This is a genomic window from Enterococcus sp. DIV0358, assembly GCF_051713465.1.
Taxonomy (GTDB): domain Bacteria; phylum Bacillota; class Bacilli; order Lactobacillales; family Enterococcaceae; genus Enterococcus; species Enterococcus faecalis.
Genome location: NZ_JBIOPX010000001.1, coordinates 1,011,134 through 1,028,928 on the forward strand (window position 1 = coordinate 1,011,134; position 17,795 = coordinate 1,028,928).

The 17,795-nt window shown below is 37.9% G+C and carries 21 protein-coding genes; 15 read left to right on the top strand and 6 right to left on the bottom strand.

Annotation, left to right across the window (positions count from 1 at the left end; translation table 11 throughout):
• Positions 1-24: 24 nt before the first annotated feature.
• The 4 genes from IGK70_RS05040 to IGK70_RS05055 are packed head-to-tail and all read right to left on the bottom strand — an operon-like array spanning position 25 to position 3,054.
• Entirely contained in the window at positions 25-690 is a 666-nt protein-coding gene (locus tag IGK70_RS05040; protein WP_002382114.1) for an amino acid ABC transporter permease, read from the bottom strand.
• 11 nt (positions 691-701) lie between these two features.
• Positions 702-1,415 carry an amino acid ABC transporter permease gene (locus IGK70_RS05045; RefSeq protein ID WP_002366455.1) on the bottom strand — a complete coding sequence of 238 codons (714 nt, stop codon included), beginning with the start codon at positions 1,413-1,415 and terminating at the stop codon, positions 702-704.
• 45 nt (positions 1,416-1,460) lie between these two features.
• Entirely contained in the window at positions 1,461-2,288 is an 828-nt protein-coding gene (locus IGK70_RS05050; protein ID WP_002360586.1) for a transporter substrate-binding domain-containing protein, read from the bottom strand.
• A gap of 34 nt (positions 2,289-2,322) precedes the next feature.
• Positions 2,323-3,054 (bottom strand): amino acid ABC transporter ATP-binding protein, encoded by a 732-nt coding sequence (locus IGK70_RS05055; RefSeq protein ID WP_002360585.1) that lies wholly within the window; start codon positions 3,052-3,054, stop codon positions 2,323-2,325.
• Between the two features lie 264 nt (positions 3,055-3,318).
• Between IGK70_RS05055 and racE the strand changes: the two genes are divergently transcribed.
• From racE to IGK70_RS05070, 3 genes are read left to right on the top strand one after another with little or no spacing between them, the layout of a single operon-like run.
• Complete coding sequence (gene racE, locus IGK70_RS05060) at positions 3,319-4,146, top strand: glutamate racemase (RefSeq protein ID WP_025191109.1); 828 nt, start codon at positions 3,319-3,321, stop codon at positions 4,144-4,146.
• Positions 4,139-5,494, top strand: a complete 1,356-nt coding sequence (rph, locus tag IGK70_RS05065) for a ribonuclease PH (RefSeq protein WP_002369622.1) — start codon at positions 4,139-4,141, stop codon at positions 5,492-5,494. Before racE ends, rph begins: the two co-directional genes overlap by 8 nt.
• 12 nt (positions 5,495-5,506) lie before the next feature.
• On the top strand, positions 5,507-6,019 hold the full coding sequence (locus IGK70_RS05070; protein ID WP_104855642.1) for a metallophosphoesterase: 513 nt from the start codon (positions 5,507-5,509) through the stop codon (positions 6,017-6,019).
• A 93-nt stretch (positions 6,020-6,112) separates the two neighbouring features.
• Here IGK70_RS05070 and IGK70_RS05075 read toward each other — a convergent pair whose 3' ends face one another.
• Complete coding sequence (locus tag IGK70_RS05075; RefSeq protein WP_002382117.1) at positions 6,113-6,877, bottom strand: DeoR/GlpR family DNA-binding transcription regulator; 765 nt, start codon at positions 6,875-6,877, stop codon at positions 6,113-6,115.
• A gap of 193 nt (positions 6,878-7,070) precedes the next feature.
• Between IGK70_RS05075 and ulaG the strand changes: the two genes are divergently transcribed.
• The 10 genes from ulaG (at position 7,071) to IGK70_RS05125 (ending at position 15,379) form a co-directional block, all read left to right on the top strand.
• Positions 7,071-8,138, top strand: coding sequence for an L-ascorbate 6-phosphate lactonase (ulaG, locus tag IGK70_RS05080; protein WP_010827300.1), 1,068 nt, complete (start codon positions 7,071-7,073; stop codon positions 8,136-8,138).
• A gap of 17 nt (positions 8,139-8,155) precedes the next feature.
• Complete coding sequence (locus tag IGK70_RS05085) at positions 8,156-8,614, top strand: PTS sugar transporter subunit IIA (RefSeq protein WP_104855618.1); 459 nt, start codon at positions 8,156-8,158, stop codon at positions 8,612-8,614.
• 12 nt (positions 8,615-8,626) lie between these two features.
• A complete protein-coding gene (locus IGK70_RS05090; protein ID WP_002361608.1) occupies positions 8,627-10,114 on the top strand; it encodes a PTS ascorbate transporter subunit IIC in 1,488 nt (495 codons plus the stop codon).
• 14 nt (positions 10,115-10,128) lie between these two features.
• On the top strand, positions 10,129-10,428 hold the full coding sequence (locus tag IGK70_RS05095; RefSeq protein ID WP_002358018.1) for a PTS sugar transporter subunit IIB: 300 nt from the start codon (positions 10,129-10,131) through the stop codon (positions 10,426-10,428).
• Positions 10,429-10,441: 13 nt separating this feature from the next.
• Entirely contained in the window at positions 10,442-11,080 is a 639-nt protein-coding gene (locus IGK70_RS05100; protein WP_002388019.1) for a 3-keto-L-gulonate-6-phosphate decarboxylase UlaD, read from the top strand.
• A 4-nt stretch (positions 11,081-11,084) separates the two neighbouring features.
• A complete protein-coding gene (locus tag IGK70_RS05105; protein WP_096397658.1) occupies positions 11,085-11,945 on the top strand; it encodes an L-ribulose-5-phosphate 3-epimerase in 861 nt (286 codons plus the stop codon).
• The gene (locus IGK70_RS05110; protein ID WP_096397659.1) at positions 11,935-12,645 is read left to right on the top strand and encodes an L-ribulose-5-phosphate 4-epimerase; all 711 of its coding nucleotides are present in this window, start codon (positions 11,935-11,937) and stop codon (positions 12,643-12,645) included. The genes IGK70_RS05105 and IGK70_RS05110 overlap by 11 nt, the downstream gene beginning before the upstream one ends.
• Before the next feature lie 257 nt (positions 12,646-12,902).
• Positions 12,903-13,391: a cyclic-di-AMP-binding protein CbpB gene (cbpB, locus tag IGK70_RS05115; protein WP_002382126.1), complete on the top strand. Its 489-nt coding sequence runs from the start codon at positions 12,903-12,905 to the stop codon at positions 13,389-13,391.
• Between the two features lie 80 nt (positions 13,392-13,471).
• Positions 13,472-14,173, top strand: a complete 702-nt coding sequence (gene dapD, locus IGK70_RS05120; RefSeq protein ID WP_002358012.1) for a 2,3,4,5-tetrahydropyridine-2,6-dicarboxylate N-acetyltransferase — start codon at positions 13,472-13,474, stop codon at positions 14,171-14,173.
• A gap of 36 nt (positions 14,174-14,209) precedes the next feature.
• A complete protein-coding gene (locus tag IGK70_RS05125; RefSeq protein WP_002388919.1) occupies positions 14,210-15,379 on the top strand; it encodes an N-acetyldiaminopimelate deacetylase in 1,170 nt (389 codons plus the stop codon).
• A 44-nt stretch (positions 15,380-15,423) separates the two neighbouring features.
• On the opposite strand, the gene IGK70_RS05130 is transcribed toward IGK70_RS05125, so the two are convergent.
• Positions 15,424-16,344, bottom strand: coding sequence for a mechanosensitive ion channel family protein (locus tag IGK70_RS05130; protein WP_002382128.1), 921 nt, complete (start codon positions 16,342-16,344; stop codon positions 15,424-15,426).
• 169 nt (positions 16,345-16,513) lie between these two features.
• Between IGK70_RS05130 and IGK70_RS05135 the strand changes: the two genes are divergently transcribed.
• Positions 16,514-16,876, top strand: a complete 363-nt coding sequence (locus IGK70_RS05135) for a hypothetical protein (RefSeq protein ID WP_002358008.1) — start codon at positions 16,514-16,516, stop codon at positions 16,874-16,876.
• 28 nt (positions 16,877-16,904) lie between these two features.
• Entirely contained in the window at positions 16,905-17,777 is an 873-nt protein-coding gene (locus tag IGK70_RS05140) for an aldo/keto reductase (RefSeq protein ID WP_002393437.1), read from the top strand.
• The last annotated feature ends 18 nt before the right edge of the window (positions 17,778-17,795 follow it).

Below are 17,795 nucleotides of genomic sequence, written 5' to 3' on the forward strand. Positions count from 1 at the left end.
CTCAGCCTCCTGTTTTTAACTACATTAATAACTTTTCGCCCAATTTCGTGATAGCCAACGTGAAAATTGTGAGATACTAAAGTTAATAATGAAATAAATTAGGGCGACGATTCCGTAAATAGTGAATACTTGTCCTGTTTGTGCGTAGCGCCCCATTAAGATATAAGATTTGCCAAAGAGTTCTTGTAAAGCAATTACGGAATACAAGAAACTTGTATCCTTGATGACAGTAACAAACTGAGAAACGATCGCTGGTAAAACATTGCGAATGGCTTGAGGCAAAACAATATGATAAAGAATTTGCCAATTTGAAAACCCTTGAGAACGTGCCGCTTCAATTTGTCCTTTATCAACACCATTTAAACCACCACGAATAATTTCCGCTAAAGCAGCGGTGGTAAACACAGTAAAACTCACAATTCCAGCAGGTGTGGATTTGATTTTGAAAATCAAAAAAATAACATAAATCCACAATAAGTTTGGAATATTACGCACCACTTCTACATAAATACTGGCAAGTAACTTCAGTGGTCCATGGGTTTGATTTCGCAAAACGGCTAGAATGGTGCCAAAAATCGTACTCAAAATAATTGAGACGAAGGAAATATAGAGCGTCAATTTTAAGCCGTTAAATAGAAATTGAAAATTATTTGCTGTCAGTAATTGACGCATTTCTTCTGAAAAAGGCATCTGTTTTCCTCCTATCTACTATATGCTTTCTTATTTTTTTCTTCCATTTTTCTAGCCAAATTCGCTAATGGGAAGCAAAGAATGAAATATAAGAAACCAGCGAGCGCAAAGGCGGGAATATAGTTCAAGTTGACAGACGACCAACTATTGGCAGCAAACATTACGTCTGCGCCAGAAATAATGGCAACTGTTGACGTATTTTTAATTAGGTTCACGACTTGATTGGTTAAAGGCGGTAACATAATCCGCCATGCTTGTGGTAAAATCACATACCGCATCGTTTGACCATACGTTAATCCTTGGGAGTAAGCCGCTTCAAATTGCCCTCTTGGAACAGCTCCGATTCCTGAGCGAACCACTTCAGAAATGTAGGCGCCATGATAGAAGCCTACACACAGAATGGCAATCGTAGTAATAGAAAATGAAAGCAGCGGGCTTAGCAGAGGAAAGCCATAATAGACTACGATAAATTGAATCAACAAAGGTGTGTTTTGAAAAAATTCTACATAGACACGACTAATTGCGTGTAAAAGTTTACTTTTGGTCGCTGATAAACTGCCAAAGAAAATACCTAAAGCAAAGGCAACTAAGATCGCTCCTAAAGAGAGCAGAATAGTATAGAGAAAAGCCTGACCAAAAATTCGCCAATCTTGAAATAAAGCCTCCCAACGATATAAGGCAAATGGCCCTTCTTCAAGCCAGGAAATATTGGCTAACAAAAACATAAAAATCCCTCCTAAAATTTTTGATTCTTCAAGTCTTAGGAATGATTAATTTTTTAAGCCCCAGTCTTGATAAATTTTTTCTAGTGTGCCGTCTTTTTCCCATTTTTCAATTAAACCATTTAGATAATCATTTAATTCAGTATTTGCTTTCTTTGTGGTAATTCCATATTCTTGTGGCGAAAAACCATCTTTTAAAATTTCTGTCTTGCCATCCACATAGCCAGATAGGATTGATTTATCCACTGAAAATGCATCAATTCGTTTAGAAGTTAACGCTGTTTTTAATTCTGGATAGGAACCTAATTCTTGATAAGTAAATTTGATTCCTTCCTCTTGCGCTTTTTTCTCTAAGTTTTCTTTTGTCGTAGCAGATTGTGCAACGCCGATTGTTTTTCCGTCTAAATCTTTCATGCTGGAGAAGTTATCCTCTTTGCGCACAAGGAAACCAATCTCATCTGTATAATAAGGAGTTGTAAAATTATAAGTCTTTTTACGTTCATCAGTAATTGTAAATGTAGCAATTACCATATCTAGTTCACCATTGTCTAAAAGGGGACCGCGCGTTTTCGCTGTCACGCCCACAAATTCCACATTCTCTTCGCTGCCAGTAATTTCTTTCGCAATCAAGCGTGCAATATCTGGTTCCATTCCTTCATTTTTATTTGTATCAGGATTCATATAGCCAAAATTAGGAATGTCTTCTTTGACACCTACTTTAATTTTCCCTGCTTTTTTTAATTGTTCTACTGTGACCGTTTTGTTTGATGAAGCACTTTTGGAAGTTGAGTCATTGTTGCCGCTACCACAGCCAACAATGATGCCTGCTAATACAAGTAAGGAGAGTCCAGCCAGCCATTTATTTTGTTTTTTCATTCCTTCATTCCTCCAATTTTTTGTTTTTTATTCATTACCCGTTATGAATAATTTTACTTAGAAATTCTTTTGCACGAGGGTTTTCAGTGCTTGTAAAGAAATGTTCAGGTGTTCCTTGTTCAATAATCTGTCCTTGATCCATAAAGATTACACGGTCAGCCACTTGACGAGCAAAGCCCATCTCATGTGTGACACAAACCATGGTAATATTTTGTTTGGAAAGATCGACCATTACATCTAAAACTTCTTGAATCATTTCTGGATCAAGTGCCGAAGTCGGTTCATCAAAAAGGATAATCTCAGGATGCATATTTAAGGCACGAGCAATAGCGACCCGTTGTTGCTGCCCGCCAGAAAGCTGCGAAGGATAAGCAGAAGCTTTATCAGCTAAGCCGACTCGTTCTAAATACTCCATGCCAGTACGAACCGCTTCGTCTTTGGAAACGCCCATCACTTTAATCGGTGCTAACGTTAAATTATCAATAATCGTTTTGTGAGCATATAAGTTAAAATTTTGAAAGACCATGGCAACTTTCTGGCGAACCTTTTGAATCGGTGCTTTCGGTTTGGTGATGTCAATGTTATCAATTACGACGGAACCATCATTGACTTTTTCCAATTGGTTCATACACCGAATTAATGTACTTTTTCCAGAGCCGGAGGGTCCGATAATGACAATTTTTTCTCCTTGCTCTACATTCAAAGTAATATCTTTTAAAACGTGATGCTCCCCAAAATACTTATTTACATGTTCTAAAGAAATCATAGGCAGTCTCCTTTGCAATCATTTGGTAGAAAAGATAACAGAGGATTCGGTGAGAAACGTGTTATTTAAATTAAATTAACCAAATGTATTTCTAATTGTATTCTCAATGTTAGGAATTATAACATACAAAAAAATGAATTACTAGTTTTTTAATCGAAAAAGATTTCCTTCAAAAAAAGAAATAAATGAGAGCAAAACAGGAAAAATTGACAATAGTCCTTAAAAAGTAGAAAATAAAGGCAGTGAATAAAAGGCAAAGGTAGGATGAGAATGAGCAATCAAGAAGCCATTGGATTAATTGATTCTGGCGTTGGTGGATTAACTGTTTTAAAGGAAGCGCTAAAACAATTACCAAATGAACGATTAATTTATTTAGGAGATACAGCCCGTTGCCCATATGGTCCACGACCAGCCGAACAAGTCGTTCAGTTTACTTGGGAAATGGCCGATTTTTTATTGAAAAAACGAATAAAAATGCTAGTAATCGCATGTAATACCGCGACGGCTGTCGCATTAGAAGAAATTAAAGCTGCCTTGCCAATTCCAGTTGTCGGTGTTATTTTACCTGGCGCACGAGCAGCCGTTAAAGTCACAAAAAATAACAAAATTGGTGTCATAGGTACGTTAGGGACAATCAAAAGTGCGTCCTATGAAATCGCCATTAAAAGTAAGGCACCAGCAATTGAGGTGACTAGTTTAGCTTGCCCTAAATTTGTCCCCATTGTTGAAAGCAATCAATATCGTTCTTCCGTAGCAAAAAAAATTGTGGCAGAAACCCTTCAAGCATTACAATTAAAAGGACTTGATACGTTGATTTTAGGTTGTACCCATTACCCGTTGTTACGTCCGGTGATTCAAAATGTGATGGGGAGTCATGTGACATTAATTGACTCAGGAGCCGAAACAGTTGGCGAAGTTAGCATGCTTCTCGATTATTTTGACATTGCCCATACGCCTGAAGCGCCTACACAGCCCCATGAATTTTATACAACTGGTTCTGCAAAAATGTTTGAAGAGATTGCAAGCAGTTGGCTTAGTATAAAGAACTTAAAAGCACAACAGATTCACTTAGGAGGAAACGAAAATGATTAGACATGATAGTCGTGCACCAAAAGAATTGCGAAAGATCACTATTGAAACCAATGTTTTTAAACATCCAGAAGGTTCGGTGGTTATTTCGTTTGGCGATACCAAAGTAATTTGCTCAGCCACTGTCGAAGAAAAGGTTCCCCCATTTTTACGAGGCGGGGGAACAGGTTGGGTAGCAGCTGAATATAGCATGCTCCCTCGCGCGACGAACACAAGAAATATTCGGGAAAGTGCGAAAGGAAAATTAACAGGGCGAACAATGGAGATTCAACGTTTGATTGGGCGGTCATTGCGAGCTGTTGTTGACTTAGAAAAGTTAGGGGAACGGAGCATTGTTGTCGATTGTGATGTGATTCAAGCAGATGGTGGAACCCGTACTGCTAGTATTACAGGCGCTTTTGTTGCTCTACGCTTAGCAGTCAATCATTTATTGATGACTGGTGCGCTAGCGGAAGACCCAATTAAAGAGCATTTAGCTGCTGTCAGCGTGGGTATTTTGCCCGATGGTTATTGTGTGCTGGACTTAGATTACGCAGAGGACTCGAATGCTGCAGTGGATATGAACATCGTGATGACCGAGTCTGGTGAATTTGTGGAAATTCAAGGAACGGGTGAAGAAGCTACCTTCTCAGGAGATGAGTTAAATGCCATGCTCTTTTATGGAAAAACAGGGATTGAGGAATTAATTGCGTATCAGAAAGAAGCGCTTTATGCTTTAGCCTCTGAAGAAGTCCCTTCGCAAGATTCAGAAGAGAAAGTGATTGTCATTGCAACTAGAAATCCTGGTAAAGCGAAAGAGTTTAGTTCAATTTTTGGTGAAAAAGGATATACGGTTAAGACGTTATTAGATTATCCGAATTTGCCAGATGTAGAAGAAACTGGTCGAACATTTGAAGAAAATGCTCGTCTAAAAGCTGAAACAATTGCAGAAATTTTACAGAAGCCAGTATTAGCAGATGATTCAGGATTAATTGTTGATGCGTTAGGGGGAATGCCAGGAATCTATTCTGCTCGTTTTGCTGGTGAACCAACTAACGATGCTTCAAATAATGCGAAACTATTGCACGAGTTAACGGGCGTGCCAAAAGAAAAAAGACAAGCGCGTTTCCATTGTACATTGGTTTTTGCTGAACCAAAGAAAGAAAGTCTGGTGGTCGAAGCTGAATGGCCAGGAGAAGTCGGCACGATTCCTCGTGGTGAAGGAGGCTTTGGGTACGATTCACTTTTCTATGTCCCAGAGCTTGGTAAGACGGCAGCTGAATTGTCTGGAGAAGAGAAAAATAAAGTTAGTCATCGTGGACAAGCAGTGGCAAAATTAAAAGAACAATGGGAAGAATGGCTAAAAAAATAGGAGTTGAAACGTATGAAAATCTTGGTAGTAAGCGATAATCATGGCGACCGTGACTGTTTAGTTGACTTAGAGAATCATTATGAAGGACAAGTCGATGCACTCTTTCACTGTGGTGATTCTGAATTAGAACCGACAGATGAGCTTTGGCAGAAATTAATTGTAGTTCAAGGAAATTGTGATTTTTATGATGAATTTCCCAAAACTGTGACTAAAAAAGTGGGGGATCAAGTTATTTATATGACACATGGTCATTTGGCCAATGTTAGAATGGGGCTCACGACACTTGCTTTACAAGCGGAAGAAGCAGGAGCGACAATTGCCTTATTTGGTCACACTCATGTACTCGGTGCAGAGCGACACAATAACATTCTCTTTGTTAATCCGGGAAGTATTCGTTTACCTCGTGGACCAGTTCAAGAGAAAACATATGCCATAATTGAAAGTACACCTGAACAATATCTCGTTCAGTACTATAACAAAGAGCACCAACCGTTGGAACGATTAAAGGCAACGTTTACGAAGTAAGTGAATGTTAAGAAATAAGTGCTCCTTTTTTATTTATCAAATTTTGAGCGTAGGACAAAAATCTCTTTTGGATTTTTGTCCTACGCTCTTTTTTTAGTCGACTTGGATAACCTTTAAGCCGGTCTTACGAAGTTCTGTAATTAAAGTAGATGAGCAATGTTTGTCTGTAATCAAGCAATCAAAAGCAGTAATATCAGCAATTTTAAATTTAGATGTCAAGCCGATTTTTCGATGGTCTGCGACCAGAATTTTTACTTTTGTTGTTTGTTTTATCATAAGCTCATTAATTTTTGCTTCATTGAAAATTTTTGTAGTGACGCCATGTTCTAAACTGACCCCGCTACAGCCAATTACGCAAACATCGGCATGCGTTGCGGTGATTGTGTTAATGGCAATATCTCCTACCAGAACTTCTTTGGGAAAACGTAATTCGCCTCCGGTCAAAATATAATTGTATTGAGAAACATGAGGCTTGGTGGCAATTTTTAAATTATTCGTTACGATGGTCAGATGGTCGGCCTTTAAATAATGGAGAATATTCAAAGCAGTGGAACTTGAATTAATGAAAACGGTATCATAATCACTTAGATAGCTACAAGCAACACGAGCAATGGCTTGTTTTAATAACTCCGGTCCTGATTGATCAAAGTCTTTCTGATTTTGGTCGTTGTAAATACAATACCCATATTTTCGAATAATGTCATTCTTAGTTTCTAAGACATTTAAATCACGACGAATTGTGCTCAAGGAAACATTTAAAGCATCTGCTAATTTATAGGTAGTCATTTGTTTATTTTTTTGCAGCAGCGCGAGAATGTTTTGTTGCCTTTTTTCAATGGTTTCTAATGAACTTTTCAAGTAATACAACCTCCTTTAGTTATTTTTTTGGACACGGTCCCCCATGAAATAGTATAACTCATAGGAAAACAAAACACGTAAAAGAATCATTAAAAGTGCAAACAATCATATAAAAGGGTTTTCATTGTGATTTTTTGCGGCTATGATTTTCTTATAAAGCATAACACAATCATTTGAGAAGAGGAGTGGTAGCATGAGCAAATCGATTCATGAAATTACAAAAGAAAGTTGGTTGAAGGCGACATTTCCAGAATGGGGCACTTATTTAAACGAAGAAATTAATCAGACAAATGTGCTTCAAGGAACGGTTGCCCTCTGGTGGCTTGGTTGTACAGGCATTTGGCTGAAAACGCATGAGAACACGAATATTTTATGTGATTTATGGTGTGGAACAGGAAAACAAACGCACGGGAACGGCTTAATGAAAAATGGCCATCAAATGATGCGCATGAGTGGTTGCCAAAAAATGCAACCTAATTTAAGAACACAACCTTTTGTGATTGATCCTTTTGAAATAAAAGAGGTAGATGCTTTAGTTGTTACACATATTCATTCAGACCATTTGGATATTCACACAGCTGCTGCTGTTCAGCAAAATTGTCCTAAGGCTCTATTTATTGGTCCAAAAGAAGTAGTGAAAACATGGCAGCGTTGGGGTGTTCCGGCAGAAAAAACACGGGTTATAGAGCCTGGTCAAGAAATAAAAGTGAATGATGTGAATGTAGTGGCCTTGGAAGCTTTTGATCGAACCGCGCTAATTACTTCTGATGATTCTGAAAATACATTTAAAGGTAAAATGCCTCAGGACATGAATGAACTAGCTGTCAATTATCTATTTGAAACCTCAGGTGGTACGGTATATCACGCCGGAGACTCTCATTATTCTAACTTGTTTGCGAAACATGGTAATCAATATGCAATTGATGTTTGCTTAGGAGCATATGGCGAAAATCCTCGCGGTATCACAGACAAAATAACTTCTGTTGATATGTTGAGAATGGCCGAATCTTTAAATGCGAAAGTAGTCATTCCCGTTCATTATGATATTTGGTCTAATTTTATGGCGGATCCAAAAGAAATCATGGAAATTTGGAAATTTAAAAAAGATCGTTTACATTATCAATTTAAACCATATATTTGGCAAGTGGGTGGCAAATTTGTTTATCCAGATGACAAAGACAACTTAGAATTTAACTTTGATCGTGGCTTTGATGATGTTTTTGTTAAAGAAAATGATACACCATTTCCTTCATTCTTGTAAGAAAGGCTGGATGTACAATGTTAACTTATTTTTGGGAGCAAGAGCTTATTCATTACCCTGATAAAGAACCGGTTAGTTGGCAAGAGGCGATTCAGGAAAGTTGTTTGATTTTACTCCAAAAACACATCATCGATCAGAGTTACGTCGATGAGATTATCCAGTGTGTCGAAACGTTTGGACCTTATATCATAATTGCTCCTGAAGTAGCCATGCCACATTCATCAGAGGAAAGCGCAGGCGTTTTTGGAACGGCCATTTCTTTTACAAAATTTAAGCAAGCAGTCACTTTTGCTGGCGATCAAGAAGCAAAAACAGCAACATTATTTTTTACATTGGCAGCCCAAAATCCCGCCGAACATCTGGAAAATATCCAGCAATTGATGGATTTATTGATGACGGATGGCGTGATTGCTGACTTGTTAGAAACAAACACGCTAATGGATTTTAAAGAAGTTATGGAGAAATATCAATTATAGGGGGAAAAATCAATGGGGGAGTTCTTGTTAAATAGTTGGACTTATTTTGCTACGAACGTTTTAACACAGCCAGCATATTTGATTGGTTTCATCGTGTTATTAGGTTATCTCTTGTTACGGAGGCCCTTTTATGAATGCTTAGCAGGTTTTCTGAAAGCAACAGTTGGTTATTTTATTTTGAGTGTTGGTTCTGGTGGTTTGGTTAATAATTTTCGCCCTATTCTAGTAGGCTTGAAAGAGCGATTTAATTTACAGGCGATGGTTACCGATCCATATTTCGGGCAAAATGCAGTCGATGCAGGATTGATGAAAACCTTTGGACGAACCTTTGGTGATGTGATGATTTTGTTATTGATCGCATTTATTATGAATATTTTGTTGGTTCGTTTTCAAAAATATACAAAATTGAGAGCCGTTTTTACAACAGGGAATGTTCAGATTCAACAAGCAGCTACCGCTTTCTGGATTTTACTCTTTTGTTTTCCTAACTTAGGTAGGATCGAAGTACTAATTTTTATGGGCTTAATTCTTGGGTGTTATTGGGCAGTTGCTTCAAATTTAACGGTAGGGATTACGCAGGAATTAACAGAAGGTGCTGGTTTTGCGGTAGCCCATCAACAAATGTTTGGCATATTTATTTTTGCAAAATTAGCAGAATGGTTGAAAAAACGTGATCAAAAGAAACATCGTTCAGAGAAGGTCGATAAAAAATTGGAAGATATCGAATTACCAGGATTTCTATCCATTTTTAATGAAAATATGGTTGCTACGTCCATTTTGATGCTCTTTTTCTTTGGCATTATCTTGCTTGTTTTGGGACAAGATTATTTAATTCAAGCTAAATTTATGCAAGAAGGGCAGAGTTTCTTCTTTTATATCATGACCACTTCATTAAATTTTGCTGTCTATTTAGCTATCTTACAATTGGGCGTTAGAACCTTTGTCGACGAGTTGACGCAGTCATTCCAAGGGATTTCAAATACCATTTTACCAGGCGCTGTTCCTGGGATTGACGTAGCAGCGACTTTCGGGTTTGGCTCGCCCAATGCAGTAACAATTGGGTTTCTCTTTGGCGCATTAGGCCAGTTTTTAATGATTGGCTTACTGATTCTATTAAAGTCTCCGACAATCGTTATTGCGGGTTTTATCCCATTGTTTTTTGATAACGCTGTCATAGCTGTTTATGCAAATAATCGTGGCGGAGTAAAAGCTGCTTGTTTATTCCCCTTCCTTTCAGGTTTAATCCAAGTAGGTGGCTCAGCTTTATTTGCTACATGGATTGGATTATCTCAATATGGCGGTTATTTGGGTATGTTCGATTGGGCAACAGCTTGGCCGTTATTTACAATCATTATGAAAGTTCTAGGCTATGTTGGCGTAGCAGTGGTGGTGATTGGGTTACTAATAATTCCGCAACTTCAGTATCGGAGAAATCCAGAAGGTTACTTTATGATTGTCAATGATTATGAACAATATGCTAAAAAATTTCAAGAGAATTAAAGGAGGAATTTAAAATGAGAATACTTGTTTCCTGTGCCAATGGTTCTGGCACGAGTCTAATGATGATGCGGAGTGTTGAAAAAGCAATGAAAGAACTAGGTGTACCGATTACAAAAATTCATCATTGCGCCATTTCAGAAGGAAAAAGCTCTGCTAGCCAATACGACGTTGTTTTTACTCCAGTCAATTTTTTACAAATGTTTCAGCAAGCAGAAAAACGTGGAGTCACAGTGATTGGCATTAAAAATGTAATGTCTGCAAAAGAAATTCAAGAAAAATATATGGCTTCAGATCGTTATCAAAAATCTGAATAAAAGGATGGGAAAGATGAAAAGACCAAACTTACAAATCGCTTTAGATCATAATAGATTAGAAGACGCTTTAGCAGATTGTATGAAAGTCGGAGAAATTGTCGATATTATCGAAGTTGGCACTATTTTGTGTTTACAAGAAGGCCAAAAAGCAATTCGTTGTTTAAAACGCATGTTTCCTAATAAAACGATTGTTGCTGATACAAAATGTGCTGATGCGGGCGGTACAGTTGCTCGTAATGTCGCACAAGCAGGCGCTGATTTCATGACGGTCATTTGTTGCGCCACCTTGCCAACGATGGCTGCAGCTCAAAAAGAAGTCCGAGAATTACAAGTAGAACTATATGGAGATTGGACAATGCAACAAGCTCGACAATGGCGAGAATTAGGGATTAATCAGGTGATTTATCATCAAAGTAGAGATGCTCTTTTAGCTGGCGGCAGCTGGGGAGAGAAAGATTTGAATAAAGTTCAAGAACTAATTGACTTAGGCTTTGAAGTGTCCGTCACAGGTGGTTTAACTGTCGAAACGCTTGAATTGTTTCAAACAATGGCAGTTGCAACATTTATTGCGGGCCGTGGGATTACTGAATCAAAAAATCCTGAACAAGCAGCCAAAGATTTTCAAAAAAAAATCGATCAGATTTGGAAGTGATAAAATGGCACGAATTGGACTATATGAAAAAGCACTCCCGCAAAATTTAACTTGGGCAGAACGATTAACTTGGGCCAAAAAGTTAGGGTTTGATTTTTTAGAAATGTCAATTGATGAATCCGATGAACGTTTAGCACGATTGGCTTGGACACCAAGCCAGTTACAAGAACTTTCTCAATTAATGGTGAAAGAAGATTTTTTTATCCATTCTTTGTGTTTAAGTGGTCATCGGCGGTTCCCTTTAGGCTCTTTAAATAAAGAAACACGTGAAAAAGGACGGGAAATTTTATCTCAAGCGATTCATTTGGCCCATCAATTAAACATACGGGTAATTCAAATAGCTGGCTATGACGTCTTTTACGAAGAAAAAACTGCTGAAACAAGGGAATTTTTTCTTCAAGGTCTGAAAAAGGGCGTTGAGGAAGCTGCACAATACGGTGTCATTCTGGCTGTTGAGATTATGGATGACCCTTTTATGAATAGCATACAAAAATTTCTAGAAATTAAAGAACAAATTCCGTCTCCTTTTTTGCATGTCTATCCTGATTTAGGTAATTTGTCTGCTTGGCCGGAAAATAATCCGGCGGTTGAGCTTGAAAAGGGAATTGCTGAAATCGCTGCTATTCACTTAAAAGATACCTTCGCTGTAACAGACACATTTGAAGGCAAGTTTCGGGAAGTTACTTTTGGAGAAGGCTGTGTTGATTTTACAGGCTTATTGAAAACACTCAAGCGGTTAAACTATAGTGGTCCTTTTTTAATTGAAATGTGGAATGAAACGGATTTGAATTTTCAAGAAAAAATTCAAGCCGCGCAGCAGTATCTCTATCCCAAATTAGCAGAGGTGGGTTATTATGAACAATAAAGCGATTATCCAAGCAATGAAACAACGTGTTTATGAAGCGAATCTGACTTTGCCAAAACTGGGCTTAGTCAAATTAACGTGGGGCAATGTTAGTGAAATCAATCGGGCATTAGGGATTATCGTAATTAAACCAAGCGGCGTCAAATATCAAGAAATGACCAAGGAACAGATGGTAGTGACTGATTTAAAGGGACAACTATTGGAAACCAATGCATTAAAGCCGTCTTCTGATTTACCCACGCATCTTTATCTCTATCAAAAAATGCCAGAAATTGGAGCGATTGCGCACACGCACTCCCTGAATAGTGTTACATGGGCTCAAGCAGGGCGAGCCTTACCTCCTTACGGTACCACCCATGCGGATGCTTTTTATGGCGCTGTACCTTGCACAAGAGCGCTCTCTGAAAGTGAAATTAAAGAAAACTATGAAGAAGAGACTGGCAAAGTCATTGTTGAAACATTTCATGAACAAGAACTAGATCCTTTAGCAGTTCCAGGAGTGTTAGTTTATGGACATGGCCCATTTACTTGGGGAATGACTCCGGAAAAAGCAGTTGAAAACAGTTTGATTTTAGATGAAATCTGTTCAATGGCCCGTTTGACGGAAATAATTAATCCAGATGTTGAACCAATTGATCATTTTTTATTGGATAAACACTATTTTAGAAAACATGGGATTTCCGCTTATTATGGTCAGTGATGGCTGTGATAAAATGTGTGAAAAAGAAGTATAATTGACTGATTAATTGGTCTTTTATAAAAACTTAGTTGTCTGTTATGGGACAACTAAGTTTTTATTTTTTTAAGAAAGCGTTCTCTTATTTTTGGGGAGAATAGAACAAAACGTTAATTTTCGTTTGTTAAGTTATGAAGAATTTGCGAATTCCAAGACTTTTTCCGCAGAATTAGGTACAATAAGTTACGTGTTAAAGAATTAGAAATGGAGGCAACCCAATCATGATAGGGACTGCTGTAAAAGAATTATTATTAGAAAAACAAGAAACGTTTTTAGTACCTGCCGAAAATGTCGCCAATGTAATGTGTTTAAATCCTTTAAGTCACGCGGCATTAGTCTTATCGAAAGTTCGCTATTCCAAGATTCCTGTGTTAGATAAGGGAGATCGCTTTGTTGGCTTAATCGGTTTGACAGACGTTGTAGATAAAATGTTTGATTTGACTTCAGTGGATTTTGAAAAATTGAATGAATTTACTGTGGCCGATGTAATGGAAGTCAATGTTCCTGTAATTGGTGAATCGTGGGATTTAGAAGAAGTGTTACATTTATTAGTAGATGCTTCTTTTTTACCAGTGGTTGATGATAATCAACGCTTTAAGGGTATCATTACACGCAAAGAAATTTTAAAAGCGGTCAATCATATGGCGCATGAATTAGAAAAACATCATCTTGTTCTGCCTAAATCAGAAGAAGAAATGAAAGTAATTTAAATAAAACGCAAGAAACTCTTTACTTTTTTCTCATAAATGCGTTATTCTGTATGATAACACGAAGTAAAGGAGTGCTGTGATTGGACGCATATGAGATTATTCAGTATATTGGCGATGCCAAAAAGCAAACGCCTGTTAAAGTAACACTGAAAGGGCAATTAAAAGAAGTCACGTTTCCGGAAACAATTAAGGTCTTTAATAATTGTAAAACTGGGACATTGTTTGGCGATTGGGCTGACGTAAAACCTTTTTTAGAAGCAAACAAAGAAAAAATTGAGGATTATGTTGTAGAAAATGATGCACGTAACTCAGCAATTCCTTTTCTTGATCTGAAAGACATTAATGCTCGGATTGAACCAGGTGCTTTGATTCGCGAAAAAGTTGAAATTGGCGATCAAGCGGTGATTATGATGGGGGCTATTCTAAATATTGGCGCCGTCGTTGGTGCAGGGACTATGATTGATATGGGCGCTGTTTTGGGCGGTCGTGCAACTGTAGGGAAGCATTGTCATATTGGCGCAGGAACGGTTTTAGCTGGTGTCATTGAACCACCAAGTGCCGCACCTGTGGTTATTGAAAACGAGGTTGTCATTGGAGCGAATGCGGTCGTACTAGAAGGGGTTCGTGTTGGTGAAGGTGCCGTTGTGGCTGCTGGGGCAGTAGTTGTGGAAGACGTTCCAGCGCATACCGTTGTCGCAGGCGTGCCAGCAAAAGTAATTAAACAAATTGATGATAAAACCAAGAGTAAAACAGAGATTTTAGAAGAATTACGTAAACTCTAAAAATAAATTAGTCAGTCGCGATGAAGAAACTTCTTCATGGCGGCTTTCGATTACCCCAAAAATGAAGGAGTGGCTTTTGTGGAGCAAGAAGAATTAATTGCGATTAGACGGCAACTACATCAAATACCTGAAATCGGTTTAGAAGAAAAGGAAACACAAGCCTTTTTACTTAATGAAATTGATAAAATGAAGCAACCTTATCTGCAAGTTCGAACATGGCAAACGGGGATTTTAGTCTTCATAGAGGGCAAAAATCCTCAGAAAACCATCGGCTGGCGTGCTGATATTGATGGTTTACCTATTCAAGAGGAAGTGGTTTCTGCTTTTCAATCAAAACGACCAGGATTTATGCATGCCTGTGGGCACGATTTTCACATGACAATCGGCTTAGGGGTTTTGAAAGAATTAAGTCAACAGCAACCAGACAATAACTTTTTATTTTTATTTCAACCTGCTGAAGAAAATGAAGCAGGGGGGATGCTGATGTATGAAGATCACGCGTTTGGTGAGTGGTTACCTGATGAATTTTATGCGCTTCATGTTAATCCTGATTTGCCAGTCGGAACTATTAGTACCAGAGTAGGGACATTGTTTGCTGCCACTTGTGAAGTGAACATTACCTTAAAAGGAAAAGGTGGACATGCGGCTTTTCCGCATCAAGCAAATGATATGGTCTTGGCGGCCACCAATTTAATTCAGCAAGCACAAACGATCGTTAGTCGAAATGTTGATCCTGTGGTTGGGGCAGTCGTTACCTTTGGAACTTTTCATGCAGGGACTGCCTGCAATGTGATTGCCGAAGAAGCAACTTTATCTGGTACAATTCGCACATTGACAGCAGAAACTAATGAACAAACGCAGCGAAGAATTCGCGAAATTAGTGAAGGTATTGCGCAATCTTTTCAATGTGAAGTAACTGTTCATCTTGATCAGAAAGGGTATTTACCTGTAGTGAATGAGCCCGCATGTACCACGAATTTGATTGAATACATGAGCAAACAAGCAACAGTTCAATTTCAACAAGCACCGGTTGCAATGACAGGTGAAGATTTTGGCTATCTATTGTCTAAAGTCCCAGGCACGATGTTTTGGTTAGGCGTGGCAAGTCCCTATAGCCTTCACTCTGCCAAGTTTGAACCGAACGAAGAGGCGTTATTGTTTGGAGTGGAGGCAGTTAGTGGCTTTTTAAAATCATTGGACAATTAAAAAAACAGCCACCAGATAACTAATAAATATCTGGTGGCTGTTTTTTATTTTGCAATAATAGGCGTATTGGGAATCGTAAAGCCGGCCTCTGTTAATGCTTTGATATATTGGGCTAGAAATTCTTCTTTGACCGCAAATTGTTTGCCGTTTAGTACATACATGGTCGTTCGCACCGCAAAGTTGCCATTGCCTAAATCGACCATGCCAAAAATATCTGGCCCAGTTTGAATACTTTCGATATACTTTTCTTTTAATGTTTCATTGACTTCTGTAATCACTTCACAAATTTTTTCATAACCTTCTTCAGGATTGATGCGGACATCAATTAACACTTGCATATTGGCACGAGACAGGTTACTGATTGTGGTGATGTTTCGGTTTGGAATAAAATGAACAGTTCCATCAACCGCTTTAATTTGAGTGGTTCGTAATCCGACAGAAGTAACTGTTCCTTCAATATTTAACGCCAATAAGCGAATATAATCGCCTACATCCATTTGTTGTTCTAAAATAATGAAAAATCCGGTAATTAAGTCATTCATGAATCCTTGGGCCCCTAAACCAATGGCAACACCGGCAATTCCCGCTCCGGCTAATAATGAGCCAACAGGCACACCGACAATGGTCAAAAGAGAATAGATGAAGAAAAAGAACAGCGTATATTGAAATGCATTAATGATTAAAGTGTGTAACGTTTTTAAACGGCTTTCACTAAAATGTTGCTTTTTACTATAATTTGCATAGGTGCGATCAATTAAATATTTCCCGATTCGCTGAATAATAAAAAATAGAAAAATTAAAAATAAAATTGATAAACTTTTTTCAATTAAGGTAGCGACAATGGCATCCCAATTAATATTGTTCCAAAAGCGTTGTAGCGCGCTCACTTTTTTTACGGTCGCTTCTGCTAAATCAGGAGCAGAAGAATCGACTGTTTCAGTACTGGCTAACCCAAGTATCAACATAAAAATCCAACTTTCTCTAAAATTTCTTCTTTTAGTATACTAAATCTCTCGGCGAAAGGGGAAGAAAATAGAAAGTTTTTTTAAAGACTTAACATGTTTTTTTAGGAATGTTATAATTTTGTAAATAAATAATATATTTTATAATTTTGTTAAAGGTTGTGAGTGCTGCGTGAAAGTTTCAATTGAATGGGCAAAAAATGATTTACTTTCTAAATTACCTGTAACAATTTTTATTGATGAACGATGTGCTACTCGCTTGACGGCTGACAAGCGACGAACATTCATCTTCCATAATCCAGTCGCTTTACGATTAGGGAGTCGTTTTTTTAGTAGTCAGATAATCGAAATTGCGGAATCATGTACATTGAAAGTTTCCTTTAATTGGTCCTGTGTTTATCTCTTTTGTATCTGGTTACTTGCAGTTAAACTGTGGATTGGAAGCGTTAGCGGTCGAACAATTGTAGTTGTGGCACTAATCGGAGTGCTGACCTATTGGCGTCGTTATTTATTAAAAATAAAGAAAATGACCTGACGAGTCGTGATTGTTTCGTGAAAGAAGAATGCGTAGTATACTAAAAGTAATGAAAATGAAGGGACTGAAGAAACACATGACTTTGGATAAAACAAAAAAATTAGCAAACGGCAATGAAATGCCACGCCTAGGTTTAGGTGTTTGGCGTGTAGAAGATGGCTCAGAAGCAACAAATTCAGTAAAATGGGCTTTAGAAGCGGGTTATCGCTTGATTGATACGGCAGCCGTTTATAAAAACGAAGTAGGGGTGGGCGAAGGTATTCGTCAATCGGGTATTCCCCGCGAAGAAATTTTCGTGACGACGAAATTATGGAATGAAGATCAAGGCTATGAAAATGCGATTAAAGCGTTTGATAAAAGCTTAGAAAAATTAGGGTTAGACTATGTTGATTTATATTTAATTCACTGGCCTGTTGCTGGTAAATATAAAGAATCATGGAAAGCATTAGAAGAAATTTACGCAAGTGGTCGTGCCAAAGCAATTGGCGTTTCCAATTTTCATCAACATCATTTGGAAGATTTATTAACAGAAGCAAATGTTGTGCCAATGGTGGATCAAATTGAATTACATCCTACGTTAACACAAGAACCGCTACGAAAATATTTAGCCGAAAATAAGATTGCCGTGGAGGCTTGGTCTCCTCTAGGACAAGGTAATTTATTATCTGAACCAGTACTAGTGAAAATTGGTGAAAAATATGGCAAATCAGCGGCCCAAGTGATTATTCGTTGGCACTTACAAAATGATATTATCGTGATTCCTAAATCTGTTCACGAAAAAAGAATTCAGGAAAATTTTGCTGTCTTTGATTTTGAATTAACGCCAGAAGAAATAACCGCAATCAATCAGTTAAATAAGGATCATCGTTTTGGTGCAGATCCAGATAATTTTGATTTTTAAGTATGATAGCAAGTAAAA

Excerpts from the sequence above, each read along its gene's own strand:
- IGK70_RS05100 (WP_002388019.1), top strand. The coding sequence starts at position 10,442 with ATGAAAAGACCAAACTTACAAATCGCTTTAGATCATAATAGATTAGAA.
- IGK70_RS05050 (WP_002360586.1), bottom strand. The coding sequence starts at position 2,288 with ATGAAAAAACAAAATAAATGGCTGGCTGGACTCTCCTTACTTGTATTA.
- IGK70_RS05130 (WP_002382128.1), bottom strand. The coding sequence starts at position 16,344 with ATGTTGATACTTGGGTTAGCCAGTACTGAAACAGTCGATTCTTCTGCT.
- racE (WP_025191109.1), top strand. The coding sequence starts at position 3,319 with ATGAGAATGAGCAATCAAGAAGCCATTGGATTAATTGATTCTGGCGTT.
- IGK70_RS05055 (WP_002360585.1), bottom strand. The coding sequence starts at position 3,054 with ATGATTTCTTTAGAACATGTAAATAAGTATTTTGGGGAGCATCACGTT.
- IGK70_RS05045 (WP_002366455.1), bottom strand. The coding sequence starts at position 1,415 with ATGTTTTTGTTAGCCAATATTTCCTGGCTTGAAGAAGGGCCATTTGCC.
- IGK70_RS05105 (WP_096397658.1), top strand. The coding sequence starts at position 11,085 with ATGGCACGAATTGGACTATATGAAAAAGCACTCCCGCAAAATTTAACT.
- IGK70_RS05085 (WP_104855618.1), top strand. The coding sequence starts at position 8,156 with ATGTTAACTTATTTTTGGGAGCAAGAGCTTATTCATTACCCTGATAAA.
- IGK70_RS05110 (WP_096397659.1), top strand. The coding sequence starts at position 11,935 with ATGAACAATAAAGCGATTATCCAAGCAATGAAACAACGTGTTTATGAA.
- cbpB (WP_002382126.1), top strand. The coding sequence starts at position 12,903 with ATGATAGGGACTGCTGTAAAAGAATTATTATTAGAAAAACAAGAAACG.
- IGK70_RS05140 (WP_002393437.1), top strand. The coding sequence starts at position 16,905 with ATGCGTAGTATACTAAAAGTAATGAAAATGAAGGGACTGAAGAAACAC.
- IGK70_RS05040 (WP_002382114.1), bottom strand. The coding sequence starts at position 690 with ATGCCTTTTTCAGAAGAAATGCGTCAATTACTGACAGCAAATAATTTT.
- IGK70_RS05125 (WP_002388919.1), top strand. The coding sequence starts at position 14,210 with ATGGCGGCTTTCGATTACCCCAAAAATGAAGGAGTGGCTTTTGTGGAG.
- IGK70_RS05070 (WP_104855642.1), top strand. The coding sequence starts at position 5,507 with ATGAAAATCTTGGTAGTAAGCGATAATCATGGCGACCGTGACTGTTTA.
- ulaG (WP_010827300.1), top strand. The coding sequence starts at position 7,071 with ATGAGCAAATCGATTCATGAAATTACAAAAGAAAGTTGGTTGAAGGCG.
- IGK70_RS05090 (WP_002361608.1), top strand. The coding sequence starts at position 8,627 with ATGGGGGAGTTCTTGTTAAATAGTTGGACTTATTTTGCTACGAACGTT.
- IGK70_RS05095 (WP_002358018.1), top strand. The coding sequence starts at position 10,129 with ATGAGAATACTTGTTTCCTGTGCCAATGGTTCTGGCACGAGTCTAATG.
- rph (WP_002369622.1), top strand. The coding sequence starts at position 4,139 with ATGATTAGACATGATAGTCGTGCACCAAAAGAATTGCGAAAGATCACT.